The organism is Cryobacterium gelidum (assembly GCF_004403985.1).
GTDB classification, from domain to species: domain Bacteria; phylum Actinomycetota; class Actinomycetes; order Actinomycetales; family Microbacteriaceae; genus Cryobacterium; species Cryobacterium gelidum.
In genome coordinates this window covers 80,021-105,533 of sequence record NZ_SOHL01000013.1, presented here as the reverse complement: position 1 = coordinate 105,533, position 25,513 = coordinate 80,021, and the positions used below count along the sequence as shown (strand labels likewise).

Sequence of the window (25,513 nt, the reverse complement as noted above, 5' to 3'; positions counted from 1 at the left end):
CAGCGGACTGTATTGCCGCAAGTACTAATACAATATGCGGCAGTGCACTCGTTGTCTACCCCTTATGGGCGGCACCCATAATGGGGCAAAGTTCCGAGCGTTTCTGGCGGGATTCGTTTCCCTAGGCACGTAATTTCGGCTCGATTGTTGAACAACTTGTCGAAATGCGGCAGTCTAGGGTGAACGACAGGCGGGAACCATGCCAACCATCGATTTGAACAGCGACGTCGGAGAGTCCTTCGGCAACTGGACCTGCGGCGACGACGCCGCCATCATCACCTCGGTGACCAGCGTCAACGTCGCCGGCGGGTTTCACGCCGGCGACCCCACGACCATCCGCGCCACCTGCGCCGCTGCGGCCGCTGCGGGCGTGACGGTGGGCGCGCACCCCGGTTATCGGGACCTGGCCGGCTTCGGACGCCGGTTCATCGAGATGGATCCGGCCGAACTCAGCAACGATGTGATCTACCAGATCGGCGCCGTGCAAGCCCTCGCCCGCGCAGCCGGAACCGCAGTGCGCTACGTGAAGCCGCACGGCGCCCTCTACAACACCATCGCTCACCACCCGGTGCAGGCGCAGGCCGTGGTCGATGCCGTACTCGCCGTCGACTATCGCCTGCCGCTGATGGTGCTGCCGAACAGTGACATCGAACGCCTCGCCCAGGCCGCCGGGCTGCGTACCGTGGCCGAAGCTTTCGCCGACCGCGCCTACAACCCCGACGGCAGCCTCGTGCCGCGGTCATTGCCGGGCGCAGTGTTGCACTCGGTCGAGGAGGTGACCGCGCAGGTTGTTCGCCTCGCCGTCGACGGCACCGTGGTCGCGATCGACGGATCGGTCATCGCGGTGCCGGCGGCGAGCATCTGCCTGCACGGCGACACCCCCGATGCGGTGCGGCTCGCCGCTGCGGTGCGCGCGGCCCTGCACACCGCCGGCGTCTCCGTGGCGAGTTTCGTCTAGCCGATGACCACCCCCATCACGTCTATTCGTCCCGTCGGCGACCGGGCCGTGCTCGTGCAGCTCGGCGGGCTCAACGAGGTGCTCGGCCTGTATGAGGCGCTCCGCGAGCATCCGCTGCCCGGTCAGGTAGACCTGGTCGCCGCCGCCGAAACCATACTCGTGACGGCCGACTCCGCCGCAGCCGCCCGCGGCTTCGCTGCCCGGCTGCACGCCCTCGATCCAGGTGATGCCGACGCCACCGGCGCTGACACCCTGGTCGAGATCGACGTGATCTACGACGGAGACGACCTCGACGAGGTTGGTGACCTCACCGGCCTCGGGCGCGACGGCGTCATCGCTGCACATACCGGGCAGCCGTGGACCGCAGCGTTCGGTGGCTTCGCCCCCGGCTTCGCATACCTCGTCGGCGACGGCCGCCTCACAGTTGCGCGGCGCAACAGCCCGCGCCGGGCCGTTCCGGCCGGCTCGGTGGCGCTCGCCGACAGCTATTCGGCCGTGTACCCGCGGGTCACGCCCGGCGGCTGGCAACTGATCGGTCGCACCGAGGCCACCCTGTGGAGCCTCGACCGCGACCAGCCCGCCCTCGTGCAACCCGGCAATCGGGTGCAGTTTCGTGCCGTGCGCGAGTTCGTCCGGGCCGCGCCGCCGGTCGACGCAGCGGATGCTGACACCGTCGCGACCGCAGCGGCAGCCGCGGACCTCCTCGTCGTGCAGCCCGGGCTGCAGACCACCGTGCAGGACCTCGGCCGCACCGGCCTCGCCCACCTCGGGGTGGCCGGCGCCGGCGCCCTCGACCGTGGTTCCCTGCGCCGCGCCAACCGGCTGGTCGGTAACCCAGCCTCGGCCGCCGTCCTCGAAAACGCCCTCGGCGGCCTCGTGCTGAAGGCACGCACCGAGCAGGTGCTCGCGGTGACCGGGGCATCCGTTGTCATCACGATCGGCAGAACGGATGCCGCCACCCGCGTCGTACCCACCGATGCGCCGTTCGCCCTGCACGCCGGCGAACAGCTGAGCCTCGATGCCCCGCTGTGGGGCGTGCGCAGCTATGTCGCCGTGCGCGGAGGCTTGGACGTGCCGCTCGTGCTCGGCAGCCGCTCCACCGACTCGATGTCGGGACTCGGTCCGGCTCCTCTCGTCGTCGGAACCGCGCTGCGGGTGCTGCCAGCCTCGCCGTCGAGCGTTGTGGGGGCGGCTGAAATCCCCGCGGCGGCGCCCGACGACGTGACGGTCTTGCGCTACCTGCCCGGTCCGCGCGCCGACTGGTTCAGCGCCGACACGCTCGCCGACTTCGACCACACCGACTGGCGCGTCAGTGCCCAGTCGAACCGCATTGGCCTGCGCCTCGACGGGCCAGCCCTGGTCCGCTCACGAAACGGCGAACTGCCGAGCGAGGGCACCGTCTCCGGGGCCATTCAGATGCCCGCCTCGGGCCTTCCGGTGTTGTTTCTCGCCGACCACCCGGTCACCGGCGGCTATCCGGTGCTCGGCGTGGTGCTGCACGCCGACCTTGACCGGGCCGCGCAGCTCGGCACGGGGGCACGCATCCGCTTTGCCGCTGTGAACGCTGTGCCGCTTGAGCACGCTGTGCCGCGTGAGCACGCTGTGCCGCGTGAGCACGCTGTGCCGCGTGAGTACGCTGTGCCGCGTGAGTACGCTGTGCCGCGTGAGTACGCTGTGCCGCGTGAAAATACTCTGACCCGTGATACCGGGCGTGTAAGCGCCTCCGACACCCCGAACGAGAGCTGACCCGTGCAGAAAGTACTCATTGCCAACCGCGGCGAAATTGCCGTGCGCATCATTCGTGGCTGTTCCGACGCCGGGCTCGACTCGGTCGCCGTCTACGCCGACGTCGATGCCGACGCGCTGCACGTGGGCCTGGCCACCGAGGCCTACGCGCTGGACGGTAACAGTCCCGCCGACACCTACCTCAATGTGCCGAAATTGTTGGCTATCGCCCGCCGGGCCGGCGCCGACGCTGTGCACCCCGGCTACGGGTTTCTCTCCGAGAACGCCGACTTCGCCCAAGCCGTGCACGACGCCGGCCTGATCTGGATCGGGCCGAGCCCGGAGAGCATTCGGGTGCTCGGTAACAAGGTGTCAGCGCGCGAGATTGCCGTGCGCGTGGGCGCACCGCTGGTGGCCGGCTCGAACGGCACCGTCGAGACCGCCGCCGAGGTGCGCTCGTTCGCCGCTGAGCACGGACTGCCCGTCGCGATCAAGGCGGCGTTCGGCGGAGGCGGCCGCGGCATGAAGGTGGTCTGGGAACTCGACGCGATCGAGGAATCGTTCGACTCGGCGGTGCGGGAGAGCATAGCCGCCTTCGGTCGCGGCGAGTGCTACGTGGAACGGTTTCTGAACAAGCCCCGGCACGTCGAGGCGCAGATCCTGGCCGACGGACACGGCGCCGTGATCGTCGTCGGCACCCGTGACTGCTCGCTCCAGCGCCGCAACCAGAAGCTCGTCGAGGAGGCACCCGCCCCGTTTCTCACCGACGAACAGCGCGAGCTCATCTACACCTCGGCGAAAGCCATCTGCCGGGAGGCCGGCTATGCCGGCGCCGGCACCGTGGAATACCTGCTCGCCGACGACGGCAGCATCTCCTTTCTCGAGGTCAACACACGCCTGCAGGTGGAGCATCCCATTACCGAGGAGACCTCGGGAGTCGACCTCGTGCTCGCCCAGCTCGCCATTGCCGCCGGTGGGCCGCTGCCGGTGTCGGAAGACCCGGTGTCGCGCGGCCACTCCTTCGAATTCCGTATCAATGCGGAAGACCCGGGCCGCGGCTTCCTGCCGTCGCCCGGCATCGTGACGACGTTCACCGTGCCGACGGGACCGGGGATTCGGGTGGATGCGGGCATCCGCTCCGGCGATGAGGTTGCCCCGCAATTTGATTCCCTGCTCGCCAAGCTCATCGTCACCGGCGCCGACCGGCCACAGGCGTTGCGGCGCGCCCGCCGGGCGCTCGCCGAGTTTGAGATCGGGGGCCTGCCGACGGTGCTGTCGTTCCATCGCGCGATCGTGGACCTGCCCGCGTTCACCGGGCCCGACCGACTCGGCGTGCACACCGGCTGGATCGAAACCGAGTTCGCTGAGCAGCTTGCCGCTGACCCCGCGTTCACCCCGGTCGTTCCTTTGCAAGGTCGGCGAACCATCACGATCGAACTGGACGGGCGACGAATGGCGCTGGGCCTGCCAGAGAACCTCCTGGCCGGCCTCGCTCAGGGCGGCGGTTCTGCCCCGGTCACCCCGGCTCCCGCCGACGAGCCGGATCCGACCGCGCTGCGCTCCACCATGGGCGGCACCGTCGTGAAATGGCTGGTCGAAATCGGTGCCACGGTGGCTGAAGGCGAGGCGTTGCTGGTGCTCGAGGCCATGAAAATGGAGTCGACCGTCGTCGCGCACCGCTCCGGGACTGTGGGCGGTTTGCTCGTGACTCCCGGCGACACCGTGACCGTGCACTCGGTCGTCGCCAATATCGAGGACTGACCGGCACCGGGAATCGACCCCGCCGGAATGGATACGCTGGGGCTATGACCCTGTACGAGATCCTTCCCGACCTGCGTCGCCAGAGCGTCGACGTGCGCCACGCCGAAACCGGCCTGTGGGCCGCATCGATGTTGCGCGAGCGTATTTCGGCCGGTCAGCTCGCGCCCGGCGCGAAACTGTCGGAGGAACCGCTCTGCGAGGTGCTCGGCGTCTCACGCAACACCCTGCGCGAGGCCTTCGCGACGTTGGCCGGTGAGCACGTTGTGACGCGCATCCCCAACCGCGGAGTCTTCGTGACCCGGCCGACCGCCGATGACATTCGCGAGATCTACCGGGTACGGCGCTTTCTCGAACCGGCAGCGCTCACCTGGTCGACCAGCGCGAAAACGGATGCCCTCCACGCCGCCATCGCTCGCGGCCGCGACGCCCGCAGCGCCGGTTCTGTGCCGGGCATGGCCAGCGCCAACCAGGACTTTCACGCGGGCGTCGTGGCCCTCACCGGAAGCAACCGCCTCGACCTGCAGATGACGCAGGTGCTCGCGGAGATGCGTCTGGTGTTCCACTCCATGGTCGCCAATCCGCTCTTCCACTCGCCCTACATCGACGACAACGACGGTATTCTCGAACGATTCGAGGCCGGGGAGCGATCTGCGGCGGCCGAGCTCATGGTCGACTACCTGCGCCGTGCCGAAGAGCAGTTGCTCGAGGCCCACGCCCGCTCGTAGTGGCCGGGGCGCAGCATCCGTCAACGCTGCGGATAGTTGCTACGTCCACAGCTGCGCGAGACCGCCGAGCGAGCGGTAGCCGAGATACAGGGTCAGCAGCCAGGCGACGACGCCGATTACGAGCAGCCATTTGGGGTACACATAGCCGCCGAGCAAGTCGCGGCGACGCCAGGCCACCCAGAGAATCACCGCGAAGCCGACCGGCAGGATCAGCCCGTTCACGGCACCGGCCATGATCAGCAGGGTGGCGGGCGCCTGGCCGAGCAGGGTGAAGACGGTGGCCGACACCGCGATGAACACGCAGGTCGCGATGCTGCGTTTGCGCGGCGAGGTCTTGGCTGTCGTGACAAACGAGATGGAGGTGTACGCGGCGCCGATCACCGAGGTGATCGAGGCCGCCCAGAGGATCACGCCGAACAACTTGAGACCGATGGTGCCGGCCGCGGACCGGAACGCTTCGGCCGCGAGGTTGTCGCTCGTGAGGGCGACGCCGCCGGCGACGACGCCGAGGACCGCGAGAAACAGCAGTACCCGAATGATGCCGGTGATGATGATGCCGAGAATGGAACTCTTGGTGATCTCGCCCACGTTTTCACGCCCGGAGACGCCCGCGTCGATCATGCGGTGCGCCCCGGCGTAGGTGATGTATCCGCCGATGGTGCCGCCGATAAGGGTCGTGATGATCAGAAAGTCGATGTTGTCGGGAATGACGGCGTTCGTGAGCGCTTCGCCGAGGGGCGGCTGCGACACGACCGCCACATAGCCGATGAGCAGGATCATGACGGCGCCGAGCACGACCACGATCTTGTCGAGGGCCACCCCGGCGCGCTTGCTCAGGAAGATGCCGATGGCCACGGCGGCGGAGATGAGACCGCCGATCTTCGGGTCGATGCCGAACAGAACGTTGATGCCGAGGCCGGTGCCGGCGATGTTGCCGACGTTGAAGACCAGCCCGCCGATGCCGATGAGCGCGGCCAGAAACCAGCCAGCGCCCGGCAGAACGGTGTTGGCGAGTTCCTGCGCGCGCTTGCCGCTTACCCCGATCACGCGCCACACGTTCAGCTGCACGGCGATGTCCACGAGGATGGACACGAGAATGGCGAAGGCGAAGGCTGCGCCAAGCTGCACGGTGAAGGTGGTCGTCTGCACGATGAAACCGGGGCCGACCGCGCTGGTCGCCATGAGGAACATGGCTCCGAGCAGTGCGCTGCGGTGTTTGTTCTTGAGCTTCTTGGGCTTGCCCATGCTGCGTGAAATGATCGTGGCCATGGTGCTGCTCACTTCTCTGGGATACGAGTCAGCGCCGGCGGTCACTGAATGTCAGAAAGCTTATGATTGTTCAACAATCCTCGCAACTGTTCCGGGCACATTGGCTCAACGCGTCGCTGCCGCGACATGCGGCGCCGGGGCGGGCCGATCGTGATCCAGTCCGCAGGAATGCGGCGATGTTTGGGCCACACGTATTGGATCGGTTCGACGCTACGGGCGCAGTTCACCGCCGCGCCCGAGGGTGAGTATCTGACCCGCCATGGCGGCTCCATTGGGCCCGGCGAGGTAGCTTATGGCCGCGGCGAGAGCGGATGCGAGTGCGGGCTGATCCAGTGACCGGGCTGGGAGGGCGATCTCGTTGACGATGATCCCATCGGGGCCGAGGTCGCGGGCCAGTGTCTTCATCAAGGCGACCAGGCCTCCCTGCACGGCGGCGCGGGCGGTGGAATCCTCTAGCTGCGCGGCGCCCCAGCCGTTACCGATAAGCAGTATTCGGCTGTCACCGGCGCGTCGCAAGGCCGGAACGGCCGCCCGGATCAGCGCGAACGGAACGAACATCGACCTCTGCACACCGGCAAACCAGTCGGCCGGGTCGGTGTCAACGAATCGAGCGGATGCCGGCGGCGCAGCATCGCAGACCAGCACACTGAGCGCCCCCAGTTCGGCTTCAACCCGCTGCACCGACGCAACAGCCTCACCGGGATCGACCGCCAAGACGGCGCCGTCGACCGGCTCGCCCAGTACTGCGACCCGCACACCGTCGGCGGTGAGCCGCGCGACGACGACCCTCCGTTGCGCCGGATCCTGGAGTGCGACCAGGGCGATCCTCACTGGATTACTCGTGCTTGTCATCAGATTGTCGCGCCTGCATTCGGTGAGATGATCTGGCCGACGAGTGCTGGCCAGACCTCCAGTAAAAACAAGACGGCGGCGGCGATCTCCTCGGGACGAACGAGGCGACCGACCGGCAACGTGCCGAGAAAGCTCTCTGCGCGCCAGGGAGAGTCGGCGGCGAGCATGGGCGTATCGGCCGCACCGGGCGCCACAGAATTCACGGTCACCCCGCTGCCTTGGAGTTCGACACCGAGACTGCGGCTAAAGCCGACGATCGCCCCTTTCGTCGCAGCGTAATGAGCGTCGCCCTGGCTGCCACCCACGCCAAGATCCGATGAAATGGTGACGATCGTGCCGGCATTCTGTGCGAGCATGATTGGCACGACGGCGGCGCAGGCGTTGACGGTGCCGCCGATGTTGACGGCGAGCATGCGGTTCCAACGTTCGTCAGTGATCGACTCGACCGGTAGCTCTTCGTAGATGCCCGCGACGGTCACGAGGGCATCGATCGGGCCGAGTTCGGCTGTCGCTCGCTGCACGGCGGAGGCCACAGCTGCAGCGTCCGTCACATCGGCTTGCAGGCTCAGGTCGGTGTTCGACGGTCGCAGGTCGAGGCCGGCGACGGTCCAGCCGTCACGATGCAAGGCCTGACAGACGGATGCCCCGAGCCCGCTGGCCGCGCCGGTCACGATGGCTACCCCGCCCACCTAGGACGCGCCTTCGAGGGGCCGCGCTGACAAATGTTCGTGAACACACAACCAGGTGCCCTCCCGGCGCTCCATGATGATCGATTCACGCTCGAGTACTGTGCGCTCGGTATCGCCCTCGCGGAGCGTCGTTTCGACATCATGGCTGAAAACCGCGGTACCGCCGAAGATCTGTATCCGTCGATTGCTGGAGGAGCAGCCCAGGACCTGGAAGCCGAAGTTTCTTTCCCAGTCGGCCCAGAGCGATTCGTAGGCTGCCCGGCTGTCGAGGCGGTGTAGTGCAGTAGGGAAGAGGAAAGTCGCATCAGACGCAAAGCCGGAAAAATACGCCTCACGCCGGTGTCGAGAGAAATCATCGATGATGGCGTCAATGGCGGCCAGCGCGTCGATCTCGTCCTTGCTCACGCGCGGCTCACGCGCGCGCCCGTGCGACCGCGACCCTGGCAGCGGTCGATGCGTGGTCGGTCACGATGGGTTCGGGGTCGCCGGGCTTGCTGGGTACGATACGTGAGCCGTCGGCGCCGAACACGAAGCGGGGTTCAGGAAAGAGCCATAACGCTCCGAGATAGAGCGCTGCTGCAGCGACTACCGCAATGAGCAGGCTGAGGTCGATACCGCCACCGACGTTGATGAACGGGCCGACGATTACCGGCGGATAGTTGGCAAAGAGAAGCCCGATCGTAGCAGCGCCGATCCAGGCGACCATTCCGCGCCAGTTGACCCCGGAGTGAAACCAATACACGCCGCCGGTCTCGCCCTTATTGAAAACCTGCAGGTTTCGGGCATCGAAGTGGCCGCGGCGAACGAAATAGCCGATCGCCATGATGACGATCCACGGCGTGGTTGTCACGATGATGGCACCGACGAAAGCGTTGACGGCTCCGAGCAGGTCGAAGAACAGCCTCCCGGTGAGAATGAAGAGGAACGCGACAACGCCGATGGCGATGGTTGCCTGCACCCGACTGAATCGGGGAAACACCGACGAGAAGTCGAGGCCGGTGCCGTAGAGCGAGGTGCTGCCGGTCGACAGGCCGCCGATGAAAGCGACGACCATGAGCAGCACCGCGTACCAGATCGGACTGGCCTGGATCAAGGCAAACACGTAGTCGCCTTGACCGGCAACGATCGTGGCCGTTGCAACGCCGAACAGGAACGGAATCAGTGTCAGTAACTGCCCGAAAAATGTGGCGATAAACAGCTTGCGCGGCGGGGTGCTTTTCGGAATGTACCGCGCCCAGTCCCCGAGGAAAGCTCCGAACGAAATGGGGTTGCTCATGACGATGAGCGCGGAGGCGACGAATGTCGGCCAGAATCCGCCGAGCGCGAAAGCCGAGGGACCGGGGTTGTAGCCGGCATCGAACGTTCCGGAGAAGGCGACAATGGCCAACAGAATGAGCGTCGTGTTCGCGATGACGGCGGTCTTGTTGACCAGGAGCATGAACTGAAATCCGTACACGACCACGATGATTACGATGATGCCGATCACTCCGTACACGATCGTGCGCAGGCCGATCGAGTCGTTCACGCCGGCCAGCCGGGTGAGAGCACCCACAAGGGCGTCCCCGCTGACCCAGACCGAGATCGAGTAGAACGCGATTGCTGTCAGCAGCGACAGGAACGATCCGACCACTCGGCCGCGCACGCCGAAGAAAGCCCCGGATGAGACAGCATTGTTGGTGCCGGTTTTCGGCCCGAAAAGTCCCATGGGCATGAGGAAGAGAGCGCCAACCAGCACCCCGGCGACGGTGGCCAGCACGGCGTGCCAGAACGAGAGGCCGAGAACGATCGGAAAGGTGCCGAGCAGAACCGTGGCGAAGGTGTTGGCCCCGCCAAACTGGATGCGCAGCAGGTCGACCCAGGTCGAAGTGCGGTCGGCGTCGGGGATGGTGTCGATCCCATACTGTTCGACCTCGGTGACCTTCGGACGGGAGTTCAGGCCGACTGCTCCCGTGCCGGGGGCAACGTCATTGTTGTCGATCATGTGGACTGCCTTCGGAATGACTCATGGATGGGGATAGAAACAAGCTGGAGTCGACACTAGCGGTGCACTTGACTAATGTGCAATAGTTCTTGACCATGAGGATAAACAAGGTGGTCGATTTGTCGCTCGTCGTGAACGCCGCCACCCAGACGTATCCCGGAGACCCTGCGCCGCGTTTTGAGGTGCACAGCACGATTGAACGCGACGGATTCAACCTGCTGAGCGTGAGTATGGGATCGCAGACCGGAACCCACGTCGACGCCCCCTACCACTTCGATGAATCCGCCCCGAAACTCGACGAACTGCCGCTGGATCGGTTCGCCGGTCGCGGTGTGATCGTGGACGCGCGCAACCTCGGCCCGCGCGGCCGGATCACCTGGGAGCATGTGGCCCCGGTGCTGGAGCAGCTCGAACCGGGCGTCATCGTGCTGCTGCACACCGGCTGGAGCGCGCATTACGGCACCGACGTCTACTTCGAGAACCCGTTCCTCGATGCGGAAGCCTGCCGCCGCATGATTGCGCTCGGGGTGCGCACCTTTGGCATTGATGCCATCAACATTGACGAGACACCCGATGATGAGCACCCGGGGGAGGGTTTCCCGGTGCACCACCTCATCGCCGCGCAGGCCGGTGTGATAGCGGAGAATCTGACTAATCTGGCGGCCATCGACTTCGCCGACCCGCTTATCTCACTTCTGCCGATAGCCTTTGAGGCAGCCGACGGGGCGCCGGTGCGAGCCGTCGCCCTGCAGCTCGAGGCGTAGGGTCAAGGATGGCGCGACAAGTTCCGATCGGATCCAGCCTCCGCGCGGCCCGATTGAACCGAGGCCTCACCCTCGACGCAGTAGCGACCGCGGCAGGAATCAGCCAGGGGTTTGTCAGCAAGCTGGAGCGTGACCAGGTCTCGCCATCCGTGGCCACGCTCGTGTCGATCTGTGACGCCGTGGGTTTACGAGTCGGCGATCTATTCGAGCCGCCAGCCGCACAGATCGTGCGCGCGGGTGCGGGCTCTCCGATCAACTTCGGCGGTCGCGGTGCGGCCGAATACCTAGTGACGCCGGGCACGCAAAACCAGCTCCAGGTCATCCAGTCGGCGATCGAGCCGGCCGGATCGGCTGGGGCTGACCTGTACTCGCTGGATTGCGACGTGGAGTTCGTCTTCGTGGTGAGTGGCTCGCTGACCTTGACCATTGGCACCGAGGAGTTCTCCCTCGACAACGGCGACGCGATGACCTTTCGCGGTCGGGACCCACACACCTGGCGCAACGCCTCGCTCACCACGGAGTGCGTGGCACTCTGGGTGATGACTCCCGCCCCGTAGCGATCCGTCGCACGTAGTCGCTGCCCCGAGCATTCGCACGCCCCTCGGTTCGCCCAAACGCCACAAGCCCACCTGTCGCTCGCTCATTGAGAAGGATCATCATGTCGCCCACTACCCCCGCCGCACCAATTGGTCCCTCTGACGCGAGCCAGTCGCCGCGCTTCGCCGGCATCGCCACCTTCGCCCGTCTGCCCCGTCTGGACGAGGTCGACCATGCCGACATCGTCGTGGTCGGTGTTCCCTTCGACAGCGGCGTGAGCTACCGCCCGGGCGCCCGTTTCGGCCCGGCCCACGTGCGCGAGGCGAGTCGTCTGCTGCGTCCCTACAACCCGGTACAGGACGTGGAGCCGTTCAATGCGCAGCAGGTCGTCGACGCCGGTGACATCGTGGCGAACCCGTTCAGCATCGATGAAGCGGTAACCCAGATCGAGGCCGCGGCGCGGCATCTGGGGCAGAACGGCACGCGGCTGGTAACGATCGGCGGCGATCACACCATCGCGCTTCCGCTACTGCGGGCGGTCGCCGCCAAGCACGGCCCGGTTGCCGTGCTGCACTTCGACGCGCACCTCGACACCTGGGACACCTACTTCGGGGCGCCGGTCACCCATGGGACCCCGTTTCGACGCGCCTCCGAGGAAGGCCTGATCGACCTCGAGTCGAGCCTGCACATCGGCATCCGTGGCCCGCTCTACAGCAGACAAGACCTGAAAGATGATGCTCGGCTCGGGTTTGCGATTATCGCCGGGCACGAGGTGGAGACCGAAGGTGTGGCCGCGGTGATCGCACGCATGCTCGCCCGCATCGGCGACCGTCCGGTGTACGTGTCGGTCGATATAGACGTGCTCGACCCGGCGCACGCCCCCGGAACAGGCACGCCCGAGGCCGGCGGCCTGACCAGCCGTGAACTGCTCGCGATCATTCGTGCCTTGAGCGGGGTGAACCTCGTTGGAGCGGATGTCGTCGAGGTGTCGCCCGCGTATGATCACGCGCAGATTACCGCAATCGCTGCCTCCCACGTTGCCTACGAGCTCATTTCTGCAATGACGCCGCGCGTGGAGGCCGCCTCAGACCGTACCTAGGTGTCCGCCAGGCGGATGCCGGGACGCGCATTCTCCGCTGCGACGGAGGCAGGGCGCAAGAAGCGCCGGGCGGCGGGCCGATCGTCGTCACGACGGTCGCACGCAGACGCGTCGACCGTTCCCGCTAAGGCGCGACGGACTTGGCGGCGCTGTACCCGCCGCACGTGCCGACAACCGGCCCGCGATGGGGCGTTGTTCTCGCCCTCTGGGACGACTGTGCCGGGAACCTGTGGGAGGGTTGCACGGTCGGCATTCGCGTTGCCCGGTCAACTCCGCGCTCTCCGCGGCCGCGCGACTGGCGCCGGGCTCGATGCAGCCGCTCAGGACCCGACGACACCACCGTTCGGCCCAGCCAAAGGACTCCGCACCATGGACAAGACCTACCCATCCGCCGCGGCTGCCGTCGCCGACATTCCCGATGGCGCCTCGCTCGCCGTCGGTGGATTCGGCCTGGTCGGCGTGCCGATCGTGCTCATTCGTGCGCTGCTCGCACTCGGCAGCACCAACCTGCAGGTCGCCTCGAACAACTGCGGCGTCGACGGCTGGGGGCTCGGTGAGCTGCTGCGCGAAGGCCGCATAGCGCGGGTGATCGCCTCGTACATCGGCGAGAACAAAGACTTTGCCCGCCGTTACCTCGGCGGCGAACTCGAGGTCGAGCTCACCCCGCAGGGCACCCTCGCGGAGCGGCTGCGGGCCGGCGGCACCGGAATTCCGGCGTTCTTCACCGCGAGCGGGGTGGGCACCATGGTCGCCGACGGCGGTCTGCCCTGGCGCTACGGCCAAGGCGGAGAGGTGACCGTGTCGTCTCCACCGAAGGAGACCCGCCGTTTCTCCTCGCTCGGCGGCGAGAAGGAATACGTGCTCGAAGAGGCTATCGTCACCGATTACGCCCTCGTGCGCGCCGCCAAGGGCGACCGGCACGGCAACCTCGTGTTTGAAAAATCCGCCCGCAACTTCAACCCGGTGGCCGGCATGGCCGGCCGCATCACCATCGCCGAGGTAAACGAACTGGTCGAACCCGGCGAGATCGACCCCGACCAGGTGCACCTCGCCGGCATCTACGTGAACCGCGTCGTACAGCTCGGCGCGGTGGACGCCGCCGAGCTGCCGATCGAGAAAACGACGACGCGGCGACGGCCGACGGCATCCGCTCGTGCCCGCACTGAAGGAAACGGAGCGAACTGATGGCCCTCACGCGCGATGAAATGGCGGCGCGCGCCGCGCAGGAACTCGCCCCCGATTCCTACATCAATTTGGGAATCGGTCTGCCGACGCTCATTCCGAATTTTCTCCCCGACGGTGTGCACGTCGTGCTGCACTCCGAGAACGGCGTGCTCGGCGTCGGACCGTACCCCTGGGAGGGTGAGGCCGACCCCAAGCTCATCAACGCCGGCAAAGAAACCGTCACCGTCAACCCGGGCGCCGCATACTTCGATTCGGCGCAGAGCTTCGGCATGATCCGTGGCGGCCTGATCGACGTCGCCGTACTCGGCGCCATGCAGGTCAGTATCGTCGGCGACATCGCCAACTGGGCCGTGCCCGGCAAGATGATCAAGGGCATGGGCGGCGCAATGGACCTCGTGCACGGCGCCTCCACCGTCATCGTCGTGATGGAACACAGGACCAAGAGCGGTGAGTTCAAGATTAAAAAGATCTGCGACCTGCCACTGACCGGCAAGGCCGTCGTCACCCGTATCATCACCGATCTTGCCGTGATCGATGTCACGCCGGGCGGTCTCGTGCTTCGCGAAGTCGCGCCGGGCGTCACCGTCGACGCGGTGCAGGCCGCCACCGAGGCGACATTGCTCGTTCCTTCGCCGCCGACCACTATCACGACGCTGATCGGGGCAACCGAATGACCACGCTACGCCAGGTCGTCATCTGCGAACCACTCCGCACCCCGATCGGCCGGTTCGGCGGCGCGTTCAAAACCGTCGCGCCGGCCGACCTCGCCGCGGCGGTGATCGCTGCACTGATCGAACGCACCGGACTCGATGGCGCCCTCGTCGACGACGTCATTTTCGGTCAGGCGTACCCCTCAGCCGAGGCCGCGCCGGTAGCCCGCGTCGCCGCACTGAACGCTGGCCTGCCCGTCACGGTCGGCGGTCTGCAGGTCGACCGGCGCTGCGGCAGTGGTCTGCAGGCTGTTCTCGACGCCGCCATGCAGGTGCAGACCGGCGTGAGCGACCTGCTCATCGCCGGCGGCGTCGATGTGATGAGCCAGGCTCCGCTGTACACCGTCGATTCCCGTTGGGGCTTGGCCGGAACCGCCGGCGTGCTGCTACGCGACGCCCTCGGCCGCGGCCGCGAAACGGCCGGCGGCCGCAACTTTCCAGTGCCCGGCGGCATGCTTGAAACCGCCGAGAACCTGCGCCGCGACTATTCCCTCGACCGGGTCGAGCAAGACGAGCTCGCCGCCCGATCACAGCGCCGCGCCCTCGCCGCCGTCGCCGACGGCCGCTTCCTCGACGAGATCGTGCCGGTCACCGTGCCGGGACGCAAGGGCCCCGTGGTCGTCTCCGCCGACGAGACCCCCCGCGAAACGACGCTCGATGCCCTCGCCGGCCTGAAGCCGATCATGGGCAGATCGGATGCCGCAGCCACCGTCACCGCCGGAAACGCCAGTGGGCAAAACGACGCCGCCGCCGCGTGCATCGTGACTACCCCGGAGCGGGCCGCCGCGCTCGGCCTGGTGCCGCTGGTGCGCCTCGCGGCATGGGCCCGCGCCGGCGTCGAACCCTCGCGCATGGGCCTCGGCCCGGTGCCCGCCACGAAACTCGCGCTCGAACGCGCCGGGCTCACCCTCGCCGACATGGACCTGATCGAACTCAACGAGGCGTTCGCCGCGCAGGTGCTCGCCGTCTCCCGGGAGTGGAATTTCACCCCGGAGGACTGGGCCCGCACCAATGTGAACGGCTCGGGCATCTCGCTCGGCCACCCGGTTGGCGCGACGGGCGCTCGCATCCTCGCCACCGCGAGCCGCCACCTGCAGCGCACCGACGGCCGGTATCTGCTCGAAACCATGTGTATCGGCGGCGGGCAGGGTCTCGCAGCGGTCTTCGAGCGCGCATAACAGCATCCGTCGCGAGGGCGGCGCCAGCCTCTCCCCATCCCGAGAGTTTGCACTACCGACCCGAGACTCTCGGCCCGAAAATCGCGAAGAATAACCTGAATCTCACGGCTCGGCGAAGAACGGGTACCCAGACGCACGGCTCGACGAGCGGATGGCCGAGGACGAACGCTATTGAAACGCGGAGATGCCGGTGATGGCCCGGCCGACCACGAGGGTGTTGACCTCGTAGCTGCCCTCATAGGTATAGAGCGCTTCGGCGTCGGCGAAGACGCGGGCCATTCCGTAGTCTGTGGAGATGCCGTTGCCGCCGAGCACCGAGCGGCCGAGCGCCACGGACTCCCGCATGCGGGCGCTGCAGGAGGCTTTCGCCATCGCGGCGTGCTCAGGCCGCAGCGTGCCGGCCTGCTGCAACTGGGCGATGCGCACCATCAGGCCCAGCGAGGTGGTCGCGTTCTCCAGGATGCGCACGAGTTTCTCCTGCACCAGTTGAAACGACGCGATCGGCTTGCCGAACTGCCGGCGTTCGAGCGCGTAGCGCAACGCGTAGTCGTAAGCGGCGAACTGCAGCCCAACGCTCTGCCAACCGACCCAGACCCTCGAATTCGTGAGCAGACGGTTCGTGTCGCGAAAGCTCGTGGCGCCGGGCAGGCGATCGCGCTCGGCGACCACGACGTTGTCGAGGGTGATCGTGGCGTTCTGCACGATGCGCAAGGCGATCTTGTTCTCGATCGCCTCGGCGGTGAACCCGGCCAGGGCCGCACTGACGATGAAGCCCTTAATCTGGTTGTCGGCCGTGTCGCGCGCCCAGATGAGTAAGTTGGCGGCGAAGGTTCCGCTGCCGATCCACCGTTTGACGCCGTTCAGGGTCCACGAGGAGCCGGTGCGGGTGGCCGTCGTCTCCATGTTGCGCGAGACATCGGAGCCGTGGTTTGGCTCGGTGAGCGCGAACGCGCCGATTTTGCGCAGGGAGAGGGCATCGGCCAGGTAGCGTTCACGCTGATCGTCGGTGCCGAGCTGCGCAATGGCCGCCGCGAACAAGCCGCTGTGCACGCCGACGAAGGTGGAGATGGAGGCATCGACTCGGGAAAGTTCGAGGGTCATGAATCCGTGCAGCAGGTAGTTATTGCCGCGCGCGCACAGGTCAACGAGGTTGAGGGCGGCGAGAGCGGGGATGACCTCGAACGGAAACGTGGCGTTGTTCCAGTGTTCGGCGATGATGGGGCGCACGTCGCGCTCGAACACCGTGCGAGCGTTGGTGAGTAACTGCTGCTCCTCGGGAGTGAGGAGGTCCTGGTAGGAGAGGAAGTCGGCCGTGGGCCCGGTGAAGAATTCGGGGCTCGGTGCGTCCATATCGGTGCTGCCGGTTTGCGTGCTGTCAACGACAATGCTCATGGCTGGTCCTCTCTGACCTGGTACCCCTAAATTCTGCGCCAATGCGTGGAATTGCGCAATCTCTTGCAATAAAACCATGCATAGTGCGGGTCGTGGGGTAAGGGTTGCCTCCCAGATTGCTCTCAATGCACAAATGGGTTCGCGCTATCTGCCGAGGCAACGTCAGGCCTCAACTCGGCGAAGGCGGGTCGGAGAGTGAGCGCAGGCGGGTGCGGGGCTAACGCGTGGCGGACGTGTTCATGGTGAGCACGTCTGTTCCGTCCAGGTCATGCAGGGAGAGGGCTACGGTCACGACGCCGAGCGTGCCGAGCGATTCAACGTGGGTGCCGCCGCACGGGATACGTACGCTCGCTCCCGGCAGTTCGCAGACCCAGTAACGGCGATCGGTGAGCCGATCGCCGTCGCGCTCGATCCGCACCGCGGCATCCCCTGTTGTCCATTCGAAGAGGGTTGCGTTGACGGTCGCGGTGATTGACTCGATCGCCTGGGCGAAGCCCTCGACGGAGAAGCCCTTCTTACGCAGCGACTTGCCGAGACGGTAGGTGTCGACGGAGGCGTTCTGGCCGATCAGCGACTCGTGGATGGCGAGAGCGTCGAAGTCGGGGTGGCCGAGGGCGTCGGGCCGTATCTCTTTCTTCCAGCGATCGGCAAGGGCGCCGTTGAGGGCGAGCGCGGCCAGGTGGCAGCTGGTGTGCCCGGCGCTCGTGGCATCGCGCAGGCTTTCGTCGACCTCGACGGTGACCGTGTCGCCGGAGGAGAGTCCTGCCGCATCGACCACGTGCACCACGACGAAGGCCCAGCCGGGCGTTCCCTTGGCCACCGGAATGTCGTCGCCGATGTACAGCGCCGACCCGTCGGTGGCTCCCACGATGCAATCCTCGACCGGCCAGAACGCGGCGCCGTGGTGCAGCAGGGCCAGATCGGGGCCCTGGTCGGGCCAGCCCGCATCGACCGGATGCATGCAGGTCGCGTCGAGCAGCACGGCGAAGCGTCCGTCGCGCAGCGGCTCGGAGTGCACCACGATCGCCTGGGTGTCGACGGCGCCGCTCGGGTAGAGCACGCGGGTGTCGTCGGTGGGCAGGGTCATGGCTGGTCCTTTCAAACGGATGTTCTGTGGCGAGAAAAAAGGTGCCGCCACGATCGTGGCGGCACCTCACGTGATTGCTGCTCCAGCGCCTGGTACTGAATCAGTACCGAGAAGATGCAGAACCTAGCTCTTGCGGGCCCGAGAAGCGGTCTCTTCAGACTTGGCCTTCTTATCGGCCCTCTTTTCCTTGAGGGACTTGTCGGCAACCTTCTTGGTTGCATCCTTTTTCGGTGATTTGTCAGCCATTATGTACTCCTTCGCGCCGAGCCGTGGGGCCCCGTCACCTTGAGAATACGCGGGTTTAGCGCAAACGGCATCTCCGTCCCCGACCGGGGAGCTGAACTGCAGAACAAGGCACGAGTCGCCCTGTGCATGACTGCCGGTGTGTCGTATGCTGTCGCTGCACTGAACCCCTACCTCGTCGAAAGGTCACCGTCATGAGCCACAGCGCCACCTACCGGGCCGTACTGTTTGGTCCGAACCCGATTGCCGCCGGAACCGAGGTAGAGCTGGAATATACCGACGGTGCCTACCAAGACGTGATCGTACTCGAGGCGGTCGAAGACACCGAGACCATCAGCCGCACCTACAAGCGCGGTCGCGAGACCGAAGAGCCCATCCCGTACCGCTTCGTCGAAGAAGACGTGGCCGAAATCGACGGCGAGGCCGACGTTCCCAACTGACCGGTCGCATTGACCTCGGTACGTCGCGGCGGCGTCCGTTCGCCACCGTACCGAGGTCCGTATCGGGGTCCGTACCGAGGGCCCTGGCCAGGGCTGTTAGATGCGCTTGGTGGAATCCCGGCCGAGCCGCACCGGCAGAGCCATGAGCGGGCCGACGAAGCGCCGCTGCAGCCGGCGGGCCGGTCCCCACACGATCTGAACGACGTACTGTGACAGCAGGGCACCGGCCGCCAGGGCCATCGCGATACCCGCCGCCGTGAGCAGGGAGAGCAACCCGTTGATGTCGCCCTCCGAGAGCATGAGCAGCCCACGGAACAGGGTGAGTCCCGGCACCAGCGGCACGAGAGCCGTGACCATGATGACCAGCGGCGGGGTGCGCACGATGCGGGCGGTGACTGCGGCCAACAGCCCGACGCCGAGGGCGCTCGCCGCCGAGGCCCACACCAGTCCGAATCCGCCGGCCAAGGCCGCGACGAACAGAAATTCGGCGAGGGCACCGAGCACGCAGACCACCCAGACCGCGCGCCACGGCACCTGCACGGCGAGCGCAAAGCCGATCACGATCACAATCGCTGCCACGAGCAGCACCGGCAGAACGCCCAGCGTCACAATCGGGTTCGAATCGATCTCAAGCAGCAGCCCGAACCGGGCCAGGAAGAGCGCGGAGCCGGACACCCCGGTGACCAGACCGGCAGTGATGAGCAGGGCCTCCACCATTCGGGCGGTGCCGGTGAGGTAAAACCCCGAGAGTGTGTCATGCACGGCGCCGAACGTGGTCACGCCGGCCAGGAGCATGATGATGGTCGCGACGACCACGAGCGAAGGGTTCGCGGTGGGGTCGATCAGCCCGACGATCGCGGCGACGATCGGGCCGATCGCGCCCCCGACGACGGTCTGATAGAAGAGCGGAACCTGGCGGTGGTCCAGCACCGAGGTGATCCAGTCGATGATCCAGGTGGCGATGAACGCGGCGATGATCACGGTGGGTCCGGCGCCGATGAGCACGGCGGCGCCCGTTCCGACCAGGCTCCAGCCGATGCGGCGCCACTGCTTGGGCACCTGCGGCTTCGAGCTCACAATCGTCGCCAGAATTTTCCGGGCTTCGGCGACCTCGATCGGCTTCTCGATGATGTCGGCGATGAGCTCCGACGTCGCGGTGAGCTTGGAATAGTCGAGAGTGCGGTACTTCACGTTGCGGCTGCGGATGATCGACTCGTGTGTGAACGCATCTTCCTGCGTCAGCGTGATGGTCGTGTGCGTGATATTCGCGTCGGTGCCCTTGAGCCCATACGCGCGGGTCAGCGCGATCATGGCGGCGGTCGCGTCTTCGGCGCCGGCGCCGGCGGTGAAGATCACCTCGGCGAGGCGCATGGTGAGGTCGAGCACCGCCCGGGTGTAGCCGGCGTGGTCGAGGGAGATGGCGGTGGTTTTGCTAAAACTCATGAGGTGCGCACATCGAGGGGTCCCAAAACGGATGCTGCGGCGGTTGCGTGCGCGGAGTCCGCGTCGGAGGGGTGGAAGAAGCCCGCGAGCACGTCGCGGTAGAGCCGCGCCAGTTCGGAGCTTGCGGTGTAGGCGGAGCCGCCGACGACCTGCACGGCGGTGTCGACGACAAACTTGGCGTTCTGGATGGCCCGATACTTGAGCCCGGACAGCTGGGCGAACCAGGCGGGCCCGACTTCCCAGGTCTGCTCGTCGACCGCGCGCGCGAGGGCGTCGATCTGCGGGTAGATGCCGTCCATCGCGATGACGAGGTCGCCCACGCGCCAGCGTGCCACCGGATCCTGCGCGTGCGTGCGCCCGTCGTTCTTGCGTGACGTGCGCTGATGCGCCGCCAGGGCCGCGAGTTCGAGCGCGCGCTGGCCGATTCCGGTATAGACGGCACTGAGCAGAATTTCAAAGTTGGCGAAGATGCCGGCCACCAGCGGGTCGCCGTTCGGGCCAACCGGCAGCCGCCGCACGACCCGGTCGGGGCCCGCCAGCGCACCGTCGAGCAGGGTGCTCTGGCTCTGGCTGGCGCGCATGCCGAGGGTGTCCCAGTCATCTTTCGAGCGGATGCCGGCATCCGCTCGGTCGAGAAAAGCCCAGACGATCAAGGGTGCGGTCGGGTCCGAGCAGTCCAGACCGAGGGTGCCGAGCCTGGTCCAGACGGGGGAGAGGGAGGTGAAAACCTTGGTGCCGGTGAACCGGTAGCCGCCGCCGGGCTGGGGTCGGGCATCCGTGGTCGAACCGAACAGAACGAGGTCGTTGCCGGGTTCGCTCACGCCGAAGCCGAAGATTTCGCCGCGGCCGGCCTCCTCGAGCAGAAAATCGAGCGAGTGGTCGCCCTGAGCGTGCAGGCTCGCGGCGACGCCGGTCCAGATGAGGTGCATGTTCACGGCGAGGGCGGTGGCCGGGGCGTGCGCGGCGAGCCGCGTCTGCGCGCGCGCGGTCTGCTGCAGGGTGCGGCCGAGCCCGCCGAATTCTGCGGGCACGAGGGAGCGCAGGTAACCGGCCGCGACGAGCTCGTCGAGGTCGTCGGTGAAGAAAGTGTTGGCCTGGTCGTACCCGGCGGCCCGCGAGCGGATGCCCGCCAGCAGCTCCGCCGACAGGAGAAGGTCGGTCTGTGCCGGTGTTCTCACCGCCGCCTTTTCGTCGCCTCTGGGTACAAGAACGGACGCCGCCGGAAGCGTTTCGGGCAGGGCTGGGGCAGGGGAAAACTCGGTCACATGGACAAGCCTATGCAGCCTTGCGCCGGCGCGCGAACACCCGAACGATCAGAGACACAATTGCTCCCAAAATCGCCAGCACGACTAGCCAGGGCAGCGCCACGCCGAGGGCAACCAGCAAGCCGCCGAGCGCGGTCACGAGCGCGGTCCAGCCGGTGACGATTCCACTCCAGAAGTTATCGGGGCCGCCCGGCGCGACGGTGCCCTCCGCGACCAGCTCCAGCTGCACGGTCGAGTAGTCGATCTGGTCGGCAAGGAGGTCGCGCTGGGACTGCAGACTTTCACGCTCACCCTGCCGACTCGACAGCGCACTTTCGATGCTGATCAGGTCGGTCGTGCTCGTGGCCGAGGCCATCAACGCGAGCAGTCGGTCGACCGAGGTTGTCAGCGCGGTGATCCGGGCGTCGAGGTCCTGGCTTTGCTGGGTGACGTCCTGCGCGGTGAGCGTGACGAAGTTGAGCCGGCCGAGCGTCTTCAACTCGGCGAGGGTGCGGTCGAGTTCGTCAGAGGGAATGCGCAGGGACAGATTCGCGCTCGCCGGTTGAATCCCGGTGGCCGGGTTCTCGCTGCGACTGTCCACCCGTCCGCCGGCCTGTTCGGTGATCGTGACGGCCGACTCGCTCGCTGCGACCGGGTCGGTGGCCGTGATCGAGAGGGATCCGGTGGTGACGACGTCGCGGTTGGCGGTGTTCACGTCGCTGGTGGTGCCGGTGACGCGGCTGCCCTCGGCAACGCGGTCGCCCTCGGCCGGAACGACGCCGCCGGAGCTGCTCCCCGACGAATCGGTGCTTACCGAGTTGCTGGAACCCGTGCACCCGGCCAACAGCACAGCCGTCAGCAGAACCGCGGTCACACCCCAAGTTCGTCTCATGATTCACCGTACCGGCGCGCATGCGGCCACTGTCTGGAGGCAGTCTGGGAGTCGGATCACAATTGAGACTCGATGGTTGACCGCACAGTGCGGGTCGACGGTTCACCCCGCCGATTCGGTGCAGCAGACGATAATTACGTATGACTTGGTGGATGGAGCGGATGCGCAAGGCGCGTCGGTCGCGCCGGCCGCTGTTGCATATCGCAACGGATTCCGGCACCGGCCCGGTCGTGATTCTGGTGCACGGTATCGCGTCGTCGTCGGTCACCTTTTACGCGGTCATCCCGCTGCTGACTCCGAACCACCGGGTGATCGCGGTCGACATTCTCGGGTTCGGGCAGTCGCCGGCACCGGACGGATGCGAATACCGGCTGGAGGATCACGTCCGGGCCTTGGCCGCGACCATCCGCTCTCTGAAATTGCGCGAGCCGTTTGTGCTCGTCGGCCACTCACTCGGCAGCCTGATCAGCACGCGCTACGCGGCGATGGAGCGACAGGGCCTTGTCGCGACATTCTGGCGGCGTCTGGCCGGGCGCGGCACGGTGTCGCGCATGGTCTTGGTCGGTCCGCCGGTCTACGTCTCACCGGGCGACATCGGCGATCCGCGGGTCAAGGCGCGGGTCAGCGCATACCTGCGCGCCTGCGACTTTCTGCGCACGAACAAGGAATTCACGCTCGCCAACGCCGCGATCCTGTCGCGCCTGCTGCCCAAGGGTATCTTCGAGCTGACCGAGAAGACCTGGACGCCGTTCATCAGGTCGATGGAGCACTGCATTGAATCGCAGACCGTGGTGAGCGACATTGCAAGCCTCACGGTGCCGGTCGACGTGATCTACGGAGCGCTTGACGCGTTCATCGCGCAGGGCAGCATGACCATTATTGAGCGGATGCGCCACGTCACCATGCACCGCGTCGAGGCCAACGACCACATCATTCGCAAACGGCTGGCCCGCGTGCTCGTGAAGGTCATCGACAGCTGATCTGCCCGGTCGGGTACGTCATGTTCGTGAGTTCCTCCGAGATCGACCAGAGGCGGCGGGCAGCTGCTTCATCGAGCGATCGCGGCGGCAACTTGGCGGGAGCGGGGGCGCCGGTGAGTTCGCCGAATCCGCCGGGTCCGTAATAGCCGCCGCCGGCCGCCGCCGGGCTTGTGGCCGCGTAGAGGGCCGGCAGGATGCCCTGGTCGATCTGTTGCCAGATCCAGCCGATACGGTGCGAGGCCGCGTTAGCGGCGAGAAAAACCCGGGCCGACGCGCCTTTGTGTGTGGGGCCGGTGATCTGCAGGTTGGTGACGGTCGCGCCCGGGTGTGCGGCGATGCTGCGCACGCCCCAAGTACCGGCGATGCTGCGCCGGTTGAGTTCCCGAGCGAACATGAGCGTGGCGAGTTTGGAGAGTCCGTAGGCGCGGTGCGCCCGGTAGCGCAGGCCTTGCAGGTCGTCGAAGTCGAGGCGCCCGGTGCGGGCGATCAGGCTCGAGAGGCTCACGACCCGGCTCGTTCCGGCTGCGCGCAGCAGCGGTAGGAGGTGGGCGGTGAGCGCGAAATGGCCGAGGTGGTTGGTGCCGAATTGCAGCTCAAACCCGTCTTCGGTTTCGTCGCGAACCGGCGGCATCATGAGTCCGGCGTTGTTGAGCAGAATGTCGATCGGGCGCGCCTCGCGCACGAGTTCGTCGCTGAAATCGGTGACGCTGGAGAGTGAGGCCAGATCGAGATGACGGATGGTGAGGGTCGCCTCCGGGGTCTGCCTGCGAATGCGCGCCACGGCCTCGGCGCCCTTCTCCTTGTTGCGCACGGCGAGAATGACCTCGGCGCCCGCCCGCGCGAGGCGCCCGGTGAGACCGAATCCGAGGCCGCTGTTGGCCCCGGTGACGACGGCGACCTTGCCGTGCAGGTCGGGAATCTGAATGTCGGGGAGCGGTCTGTTGATTCTGGCTCGGGTGGTCTTCGGCATGGGGCTCCCGGTTTGTCGTGGTGATCTATCCAACCCGGTCGGCTTGGGGAAGTCACGCGGCGCCCCGCGGTCCGGGGCGGATTCACGGTTGTGGTGTGGCGCCCTCGCCAGCGGGTCGATCACACGGGCGGCCGTGTCCGGGCGGTGCAGAGCCAGACGTTTGCCGGGTTTCTCACGGTCCGTTCAGAGCTGCTCCGATATGCTGGGCGGGCGGTTGTAGTTCACACCCGCTACCGGCATCGAGGAGCTTGTTCGTATGACTTTGATCGAGGAATTCCTTATGCCTGGCGGCGGCACGAGCATAAACACCCTGCCCAAGGTGTCGCTGCACGACCATCTGGACGGCGGGCTGCGCCCGCAGTCCATCATCGAACTAGCCGATGCCATCGGGTTCGGGCTGCCCACAACGGATGCCGACGCGCTCGGTGAATGGTTTTCCGACCAGTCCAATGCCGGCTCGCTCGTGGAATACCTCAAGACCTTTGACGTCACCACCGCTGTTATGCAAACCCGCGAGGGTCTCAGCCGGGTCGCCCGCGAATTCGTCGAGGACCTCGCCGACGACGGCGTCATCTACGGCGAGATCCGTTGGGCTCCCGAGCAGCATCTGGCCCGCGGCCTCACCCTCAACGAGGTCGTCGAGGCCGTGCAGGACGGAATCGAAGCGGGCATCGAGAACGTCGAGCAGTCGGGCCGCAGCATCCGCATCGGCCAGCTCATCACCGCCATGCGCCATGCGAACCGCGGCCTCGAAATCGCCGAACTCGCCGTGCGTTACCGTTTCGACGGTGTCGTCGGCTTCGACATCGCCGGCGCTGAGGCCGGCTTCCCTGCCGGCAATCACAGCGCCGCCTTCGACCTGCTGGCGCGCGAATTCATGCCGGTCACCGTGCATGCCGGCGAGGCGGACGGCCTCGACAGTATCCGCGGCGCCCTGTTCGACGGCCGCGCGCTGCGCCTCGGCCACGGTGTACGTCTGGCTGAAGACGTCACCATCGAACGCCAGGACGACGACAACACCTTCGTCACCCTGGGCCCGGTGGCCCAGTGGGTGCGTGACCGCGAGATCACGCTCGAACTGAGCCCCTCCTCGAACCTGCAGACCGGAGCGGTCGCCGCCTGGGGCGAGGAACTCTTCGACCACCCGTTCGACCTGCTCTACCAGCTCGGCTTCAAGGTCACCGTCAACACCGACAATCGTCTGATGAGCGATACGACCCTCACCCAGGAACTCGCCCTGCTCTCCGACGCCTTCGGCTACGACCTCGGCGACCTCGAGACCTTCCAGCTCAACGCGGCCCACGCTGCGTTCCTGCCGCTGGAAGACCGCGAAGAACTCGTCGAGGCCATCGAAGCGGGCTTTGGCGAGGCCTGATCTCACCAGCACGA

At 66.5% G+C, this 25,513-nt stretch carries 25 protein-coding genes; 13 read left to right on the top strand and 12 right to left on the bottom strand.

Translation table 11 applies throughout. From position 1 onward, the window contains the following. The first annotated feature begins 199 nt into the window (after positions 1-199). The 4 genes from E3T50_RS06805 to E3T50_RS06790 are packed head-to-tail and all read left to right on the top strand — an operon-like array spanning position 200 to position 5,169. Entirely contained in the window at positions 200-958 is a 759-nt protein-coding gene (locus tag E3T50_RS06805; protein WP_134551172.1) for a LamB/YcsF family protein, read from the top strand. A gap of 3 nt (positions 959-961) precedes the next feature. Further along, positions 962-2,704 (top strand): 5-oxoprolinase subunit B/C family protein, encoded by a 1,743-nt coding sequence (locus tag E3T50_RS06800; RefSeq protein WP_134551171.1) that lies wholly within the window; start codon positions 962-964, stop codon positions 2,702-2,704. Positions 2,705-2,707: 3 nt separating this feature from the next. Next, positions 2,708-4,444: an acetyl/propionyl/methylcrotonyl-CoA carboxylase subunit alpha gene (locus E3T50_RS06795; RefSeq protein ID WP_134551170.1), complete on the top strand. Its 1,737-nt coding sequence runs from the start codon at positions 2,708-2,710 to the stop codon at positions 4,442-4,444. Positions 4,445-4,488: 44 nt separating this feature from the next. Continuing rightward, positions 4,489-5,169: a GntR family transcriptional regulator gene (locus tag E3T50_RS06790; protein ID WP_134551169.1), complete on the top strand. Its 681-nt coding sequence runs from the start codon at positions 4,489-4,491 to the stop codon at positions 5,167-5,169. Between the two features lie 39 nt (positions 5,170-5,208). Here E3T50_RS06790 and E3T50_RS06785 read toward each other — a convergent pair whose 3' ends face one another. From E3T50_RS06785 to E3T50_RS06765, 5 genes are all read right to left on the bottom strand, one after another. After that, positions 5,209-6,414 carry an NRAMP family divalent metal transporter gene (locus tag E3T50_RS06785; protein ID WP_241990824.1) on the bottom strand — a complete coding sequence of 402 codons (1,206 nt, stop codon included), beginning with the start codon at positions 6,412-6,414 and terminating at the stop codon, positions 5,209-5,211. Between the two features lie 234 nt (positions 6,415-6,648). Then, the gene (locus E3T50_RS06780; RefSeq protein ID WP_134551168.1) at positions 6,649-7,290 is read right to left on the bottom strand and encodes an SDR family oxidoreductase; all 642 of its coding nucleotides are present in this window, start codon (positions 7,288-7,290) and stop codon (positions 6,649-6,651) included. Then, positions 7,290-7,979, bottom strand: coding sequence for an SDR family NAD(P)-dependent oxidoreductase (locus E3T50_RS06775; RefSeq protein WP_134551167.1), 690 nt, complete (start codon positions 7,977-7,979; stop codon positions 7,290-7,292). The genes E3T50_RS06780 and E3T50_RS06775 overlap by 1 nt, the downstream gene beginning before the upstream one ends. Beyond that, complete coding sequence (locus E3T50_RS06770) at positions 7,980-8,384, bottom strand: YybH family protein (RefSeq protein WP_134551166.1); 405 nt, start codon at positions 8,382-8,384, stop codon at positions 7,980-7,982. Between the two features lie 7 nt (positions 8,385-8,391). Continuing rightward, on the bottom strand, positions 8,392-9,960 hold the full coding sequence (locus E3T50_RS06765; protein ID WP_134551165.1) for a purine-cytosine permease family protein: 1,569 nt from the start codon (positions 9,958-9,960) through the stop codon (positions 8,392-8,394). A 95-nt stretch (positions 9,961-10,055) separates the two neighbouring features. Between E3T50_RS06765 and E3T50_RS06760 the strand changes: the two genes are divergently transcribed. The 6 genes from E3T50_RS06760 (at position 10,056) to E3T50_RS06735 (ending at position 15,433) form a co-directional block, all read left to right on the top strand. Further along, the gene (locus E3T50_RS06760; protein ID WP_134551164.1) at positions 10,056-10,724 is read left to right on the top strand and encodes a cyclase family protein; all 669 of its coding nucleotides are present in this window, start codon (positions 10,056-10,058) and stop codon (positions 10,722-10,724) included. An 8-nt stretch (positions 10,725-10,732) separates the two neighbouring features. After that, the gene (locus E3T50_RS06755) at positions 10,733-11,281 is read left to right on the top strand and encodes a helix-turn-helix domain-containing protein (RefSeq protein ID WP_134551163.1); all 549 of its coding nucleotides are present in this window, start codon (positions 10,733-10,735) and stop codon (positions 11,279-11,281) included. Between the two features lie 101 nt (positions 11,282-11,382). Then, positions 11,383-12,360: an agmatinase gene (gene speB / locus E3T50_RS06750; RefSeq protein ID WP_134551162.1), complete on the top strand. Its 978-nt coding sequence runs from the start codon at positions 11,383-11,385 to the stop codon at positions 12,358-12,360. Positions 12,361-12,729: 369 nt separating this feature from the next. Then, positions 12,730-13,545, top strand: coding sequence for a CoA transferase subunit A (locus E3T50_RS06745; protein ID WP_134551161.1), 816 nt, complete (start codon positions 12,730-12,732; stop codon positions 13,543-13,545). After that, complete coding sequence (locus E3T50_RS06740) at positions 13,545-14,219, top strand: 3-oxoacid CoA-transferase subunit B (protein ID WP_134551160.1); 675 nt, start codon at positions 13,545-13,547, stop codon at positions 14,217-14,219. Before E3T50_RS06745 ends, E3T50_RS06740 begins: the two co-directional genes overlap by 1 nt. Then, positions 14,216-15,433, top strand: coding sequence for an acetyl-CoA C-acetyltransferase (locus E3T50_RS06735; protein ID WP_134551159.1), 1,218 nt, complete (start codon positions 14,216-14,218; stop codon positions 15,431-15,433). The genes E3T50_RS06740 and E3T50_RS06735 overlap by 4 nt, the downstream gene beginning before the upstream one ends. Before the next feature lie 168 nt (positions 15,434-15,601). Here E3T50_RS06735 and E3T50_RS06730 read toward each other — a convergent pair whose 3' ends face one another. From E3T50_RS06730 to E3T50_RS16745, 3 genes are all read right to left on the bottom strand, one after another. After that, a complete protein-coding gene (locus E3T50_RS06730; protein ID WP_338145345.1) occupies positions 15,602-16,825 on the bottom strand; it encodes an acyl-CoA dehydrogenase family protein in 1,224 nt (407 codons plus the stop codon). A 217-nt stretch (positions 16,826-17,042) separates the two neighbouring features. Then, positions 17,043-17,912, bottom strand: coding sequence for a metal-dependent hydrolase (locus E3T50_RS06725; protein WP_134551158.1), 870 nt, complete (start codon positions 17,910-17,912; stop codon positions 17,043-17,045). Between the two features lie 123 nt (positions 17,913-18,035). Then, positions 18,036-18,158, bottom strand: coding sequence for a hypothetical protein (locus tag E3T50_RS16745; RefSeq protein WP_255408738.1), 123 nt, complete (start codon positions 18,156-18,158; stop codon positions 18,036-18,038). A gap of 191 nt (positions 18,159-18,349) precedes the next feature. On the opposite strand from E3T50_RS16745, the gene E3T50_RS06720 reads away from it, so the two are divergent. Further along, positions 18,350-18,595 carry a hypothetical protein gene (locus E3T50_RS06720; RefSeq protein ID WP_134551157.1) on the top strand — a complete coding sequence of 82 codons (246 nt, stop codon included), beginning with the start codon at positions 18,350-18,352 and terminating at the stop codon, positions 18,593-18,595. Between the two features lie 96 nt (positions 18,596-18,691). Here the strand turns inward: E3T50_RS06720 and E3T50_RS06715 are convergent, their stop codons facing one another. From E3T50_RS06715 to E3T50_RS06705, 3 genes are all read right to left on the bottom strand, one after another. Further along, entirely contained in the window at positions 18,692-20,038 is a 1,347-nt protein-coding gene (locus E3T50_RS06715) for a threonine/serine exporter family protein (RefSeq protein WP_134462364.1), read from the bottom strand. Continuing rightward, positions 20,035-21,216 (bottom strand): acyl-CoA dehydrogenase family protein, encoded by a 1,182-nt coding sequence (locus E3T50_RS06710; protein ID WP_134551398.1) that lies wholly within the window; start codon positions 21,214-21,216, stop codon positions 20,035-20,037. Before E3T50_RS06710 ends, E3T50_RS06715 begins: the two co-directional genes overlap by 4 nt. Positions 21,217-21,313: 97 nt before the next feature. Then, complete coding sequence (locus E3T50_RS06705; RefSeq protein ID WP_134551156.1) at positions 21,314-22,174, bottom strand: DUF4349 domain-containing protein; 861 nt, start codon at positions 22,172-22,174, stop codon at positions 21,314-21,316. A 140-nt stretch (positions 22,175-22,314) separates the two neighbouring features. On the opposite strand from E3T50_RS06705, the gene E3T50_RS06700 reads away from it, so the two are divergent. Next, positions 22,315-23,154, top strand: a complete 840-nt coding sequence (locus tag E3T50_RS06700; protein ID WP_134551155.1) for an alpha/beta fold hydrolase — start codon at positions 22,315-22,317, stop codon at positions 23,152-23,154. Here the strand turns inward: E3T50_RS06700 and E3T50_RS06695 are convergent. After that, on the bottom strand, positions 23,141-24,124 hold the full coding sequence (locus E3T50_RS06695; protein ID WP_134551154.1) for an SDR family oxidoreductase: 984 nt from the start codon (positions 24,122-24,124) through the stop codon (positions 23,141-23,143). The genes E3T50_RS06700 and E3T50_RS06695 overlap by 14 nt on opposite strands. 256 nt (positions 24,125-24,380) lie before the next feature. Between E3T50_RS06695 and E3T50_RS06690 the strand changes: the two genes are divergently transcribed. After that, complete coding sequence (locus tag E3T50_RS06690; RefSeq protein WP_134462376.1) at positions 24,381-25,499, top strand: adenosine deaminase; 1,119 nt, start codon at positions 24,381-24,383, stop codon at positions 25,497-25,499. The last annotated feature ends 14 nt before the right edge of the window (positions 25,500-25,513 follow it).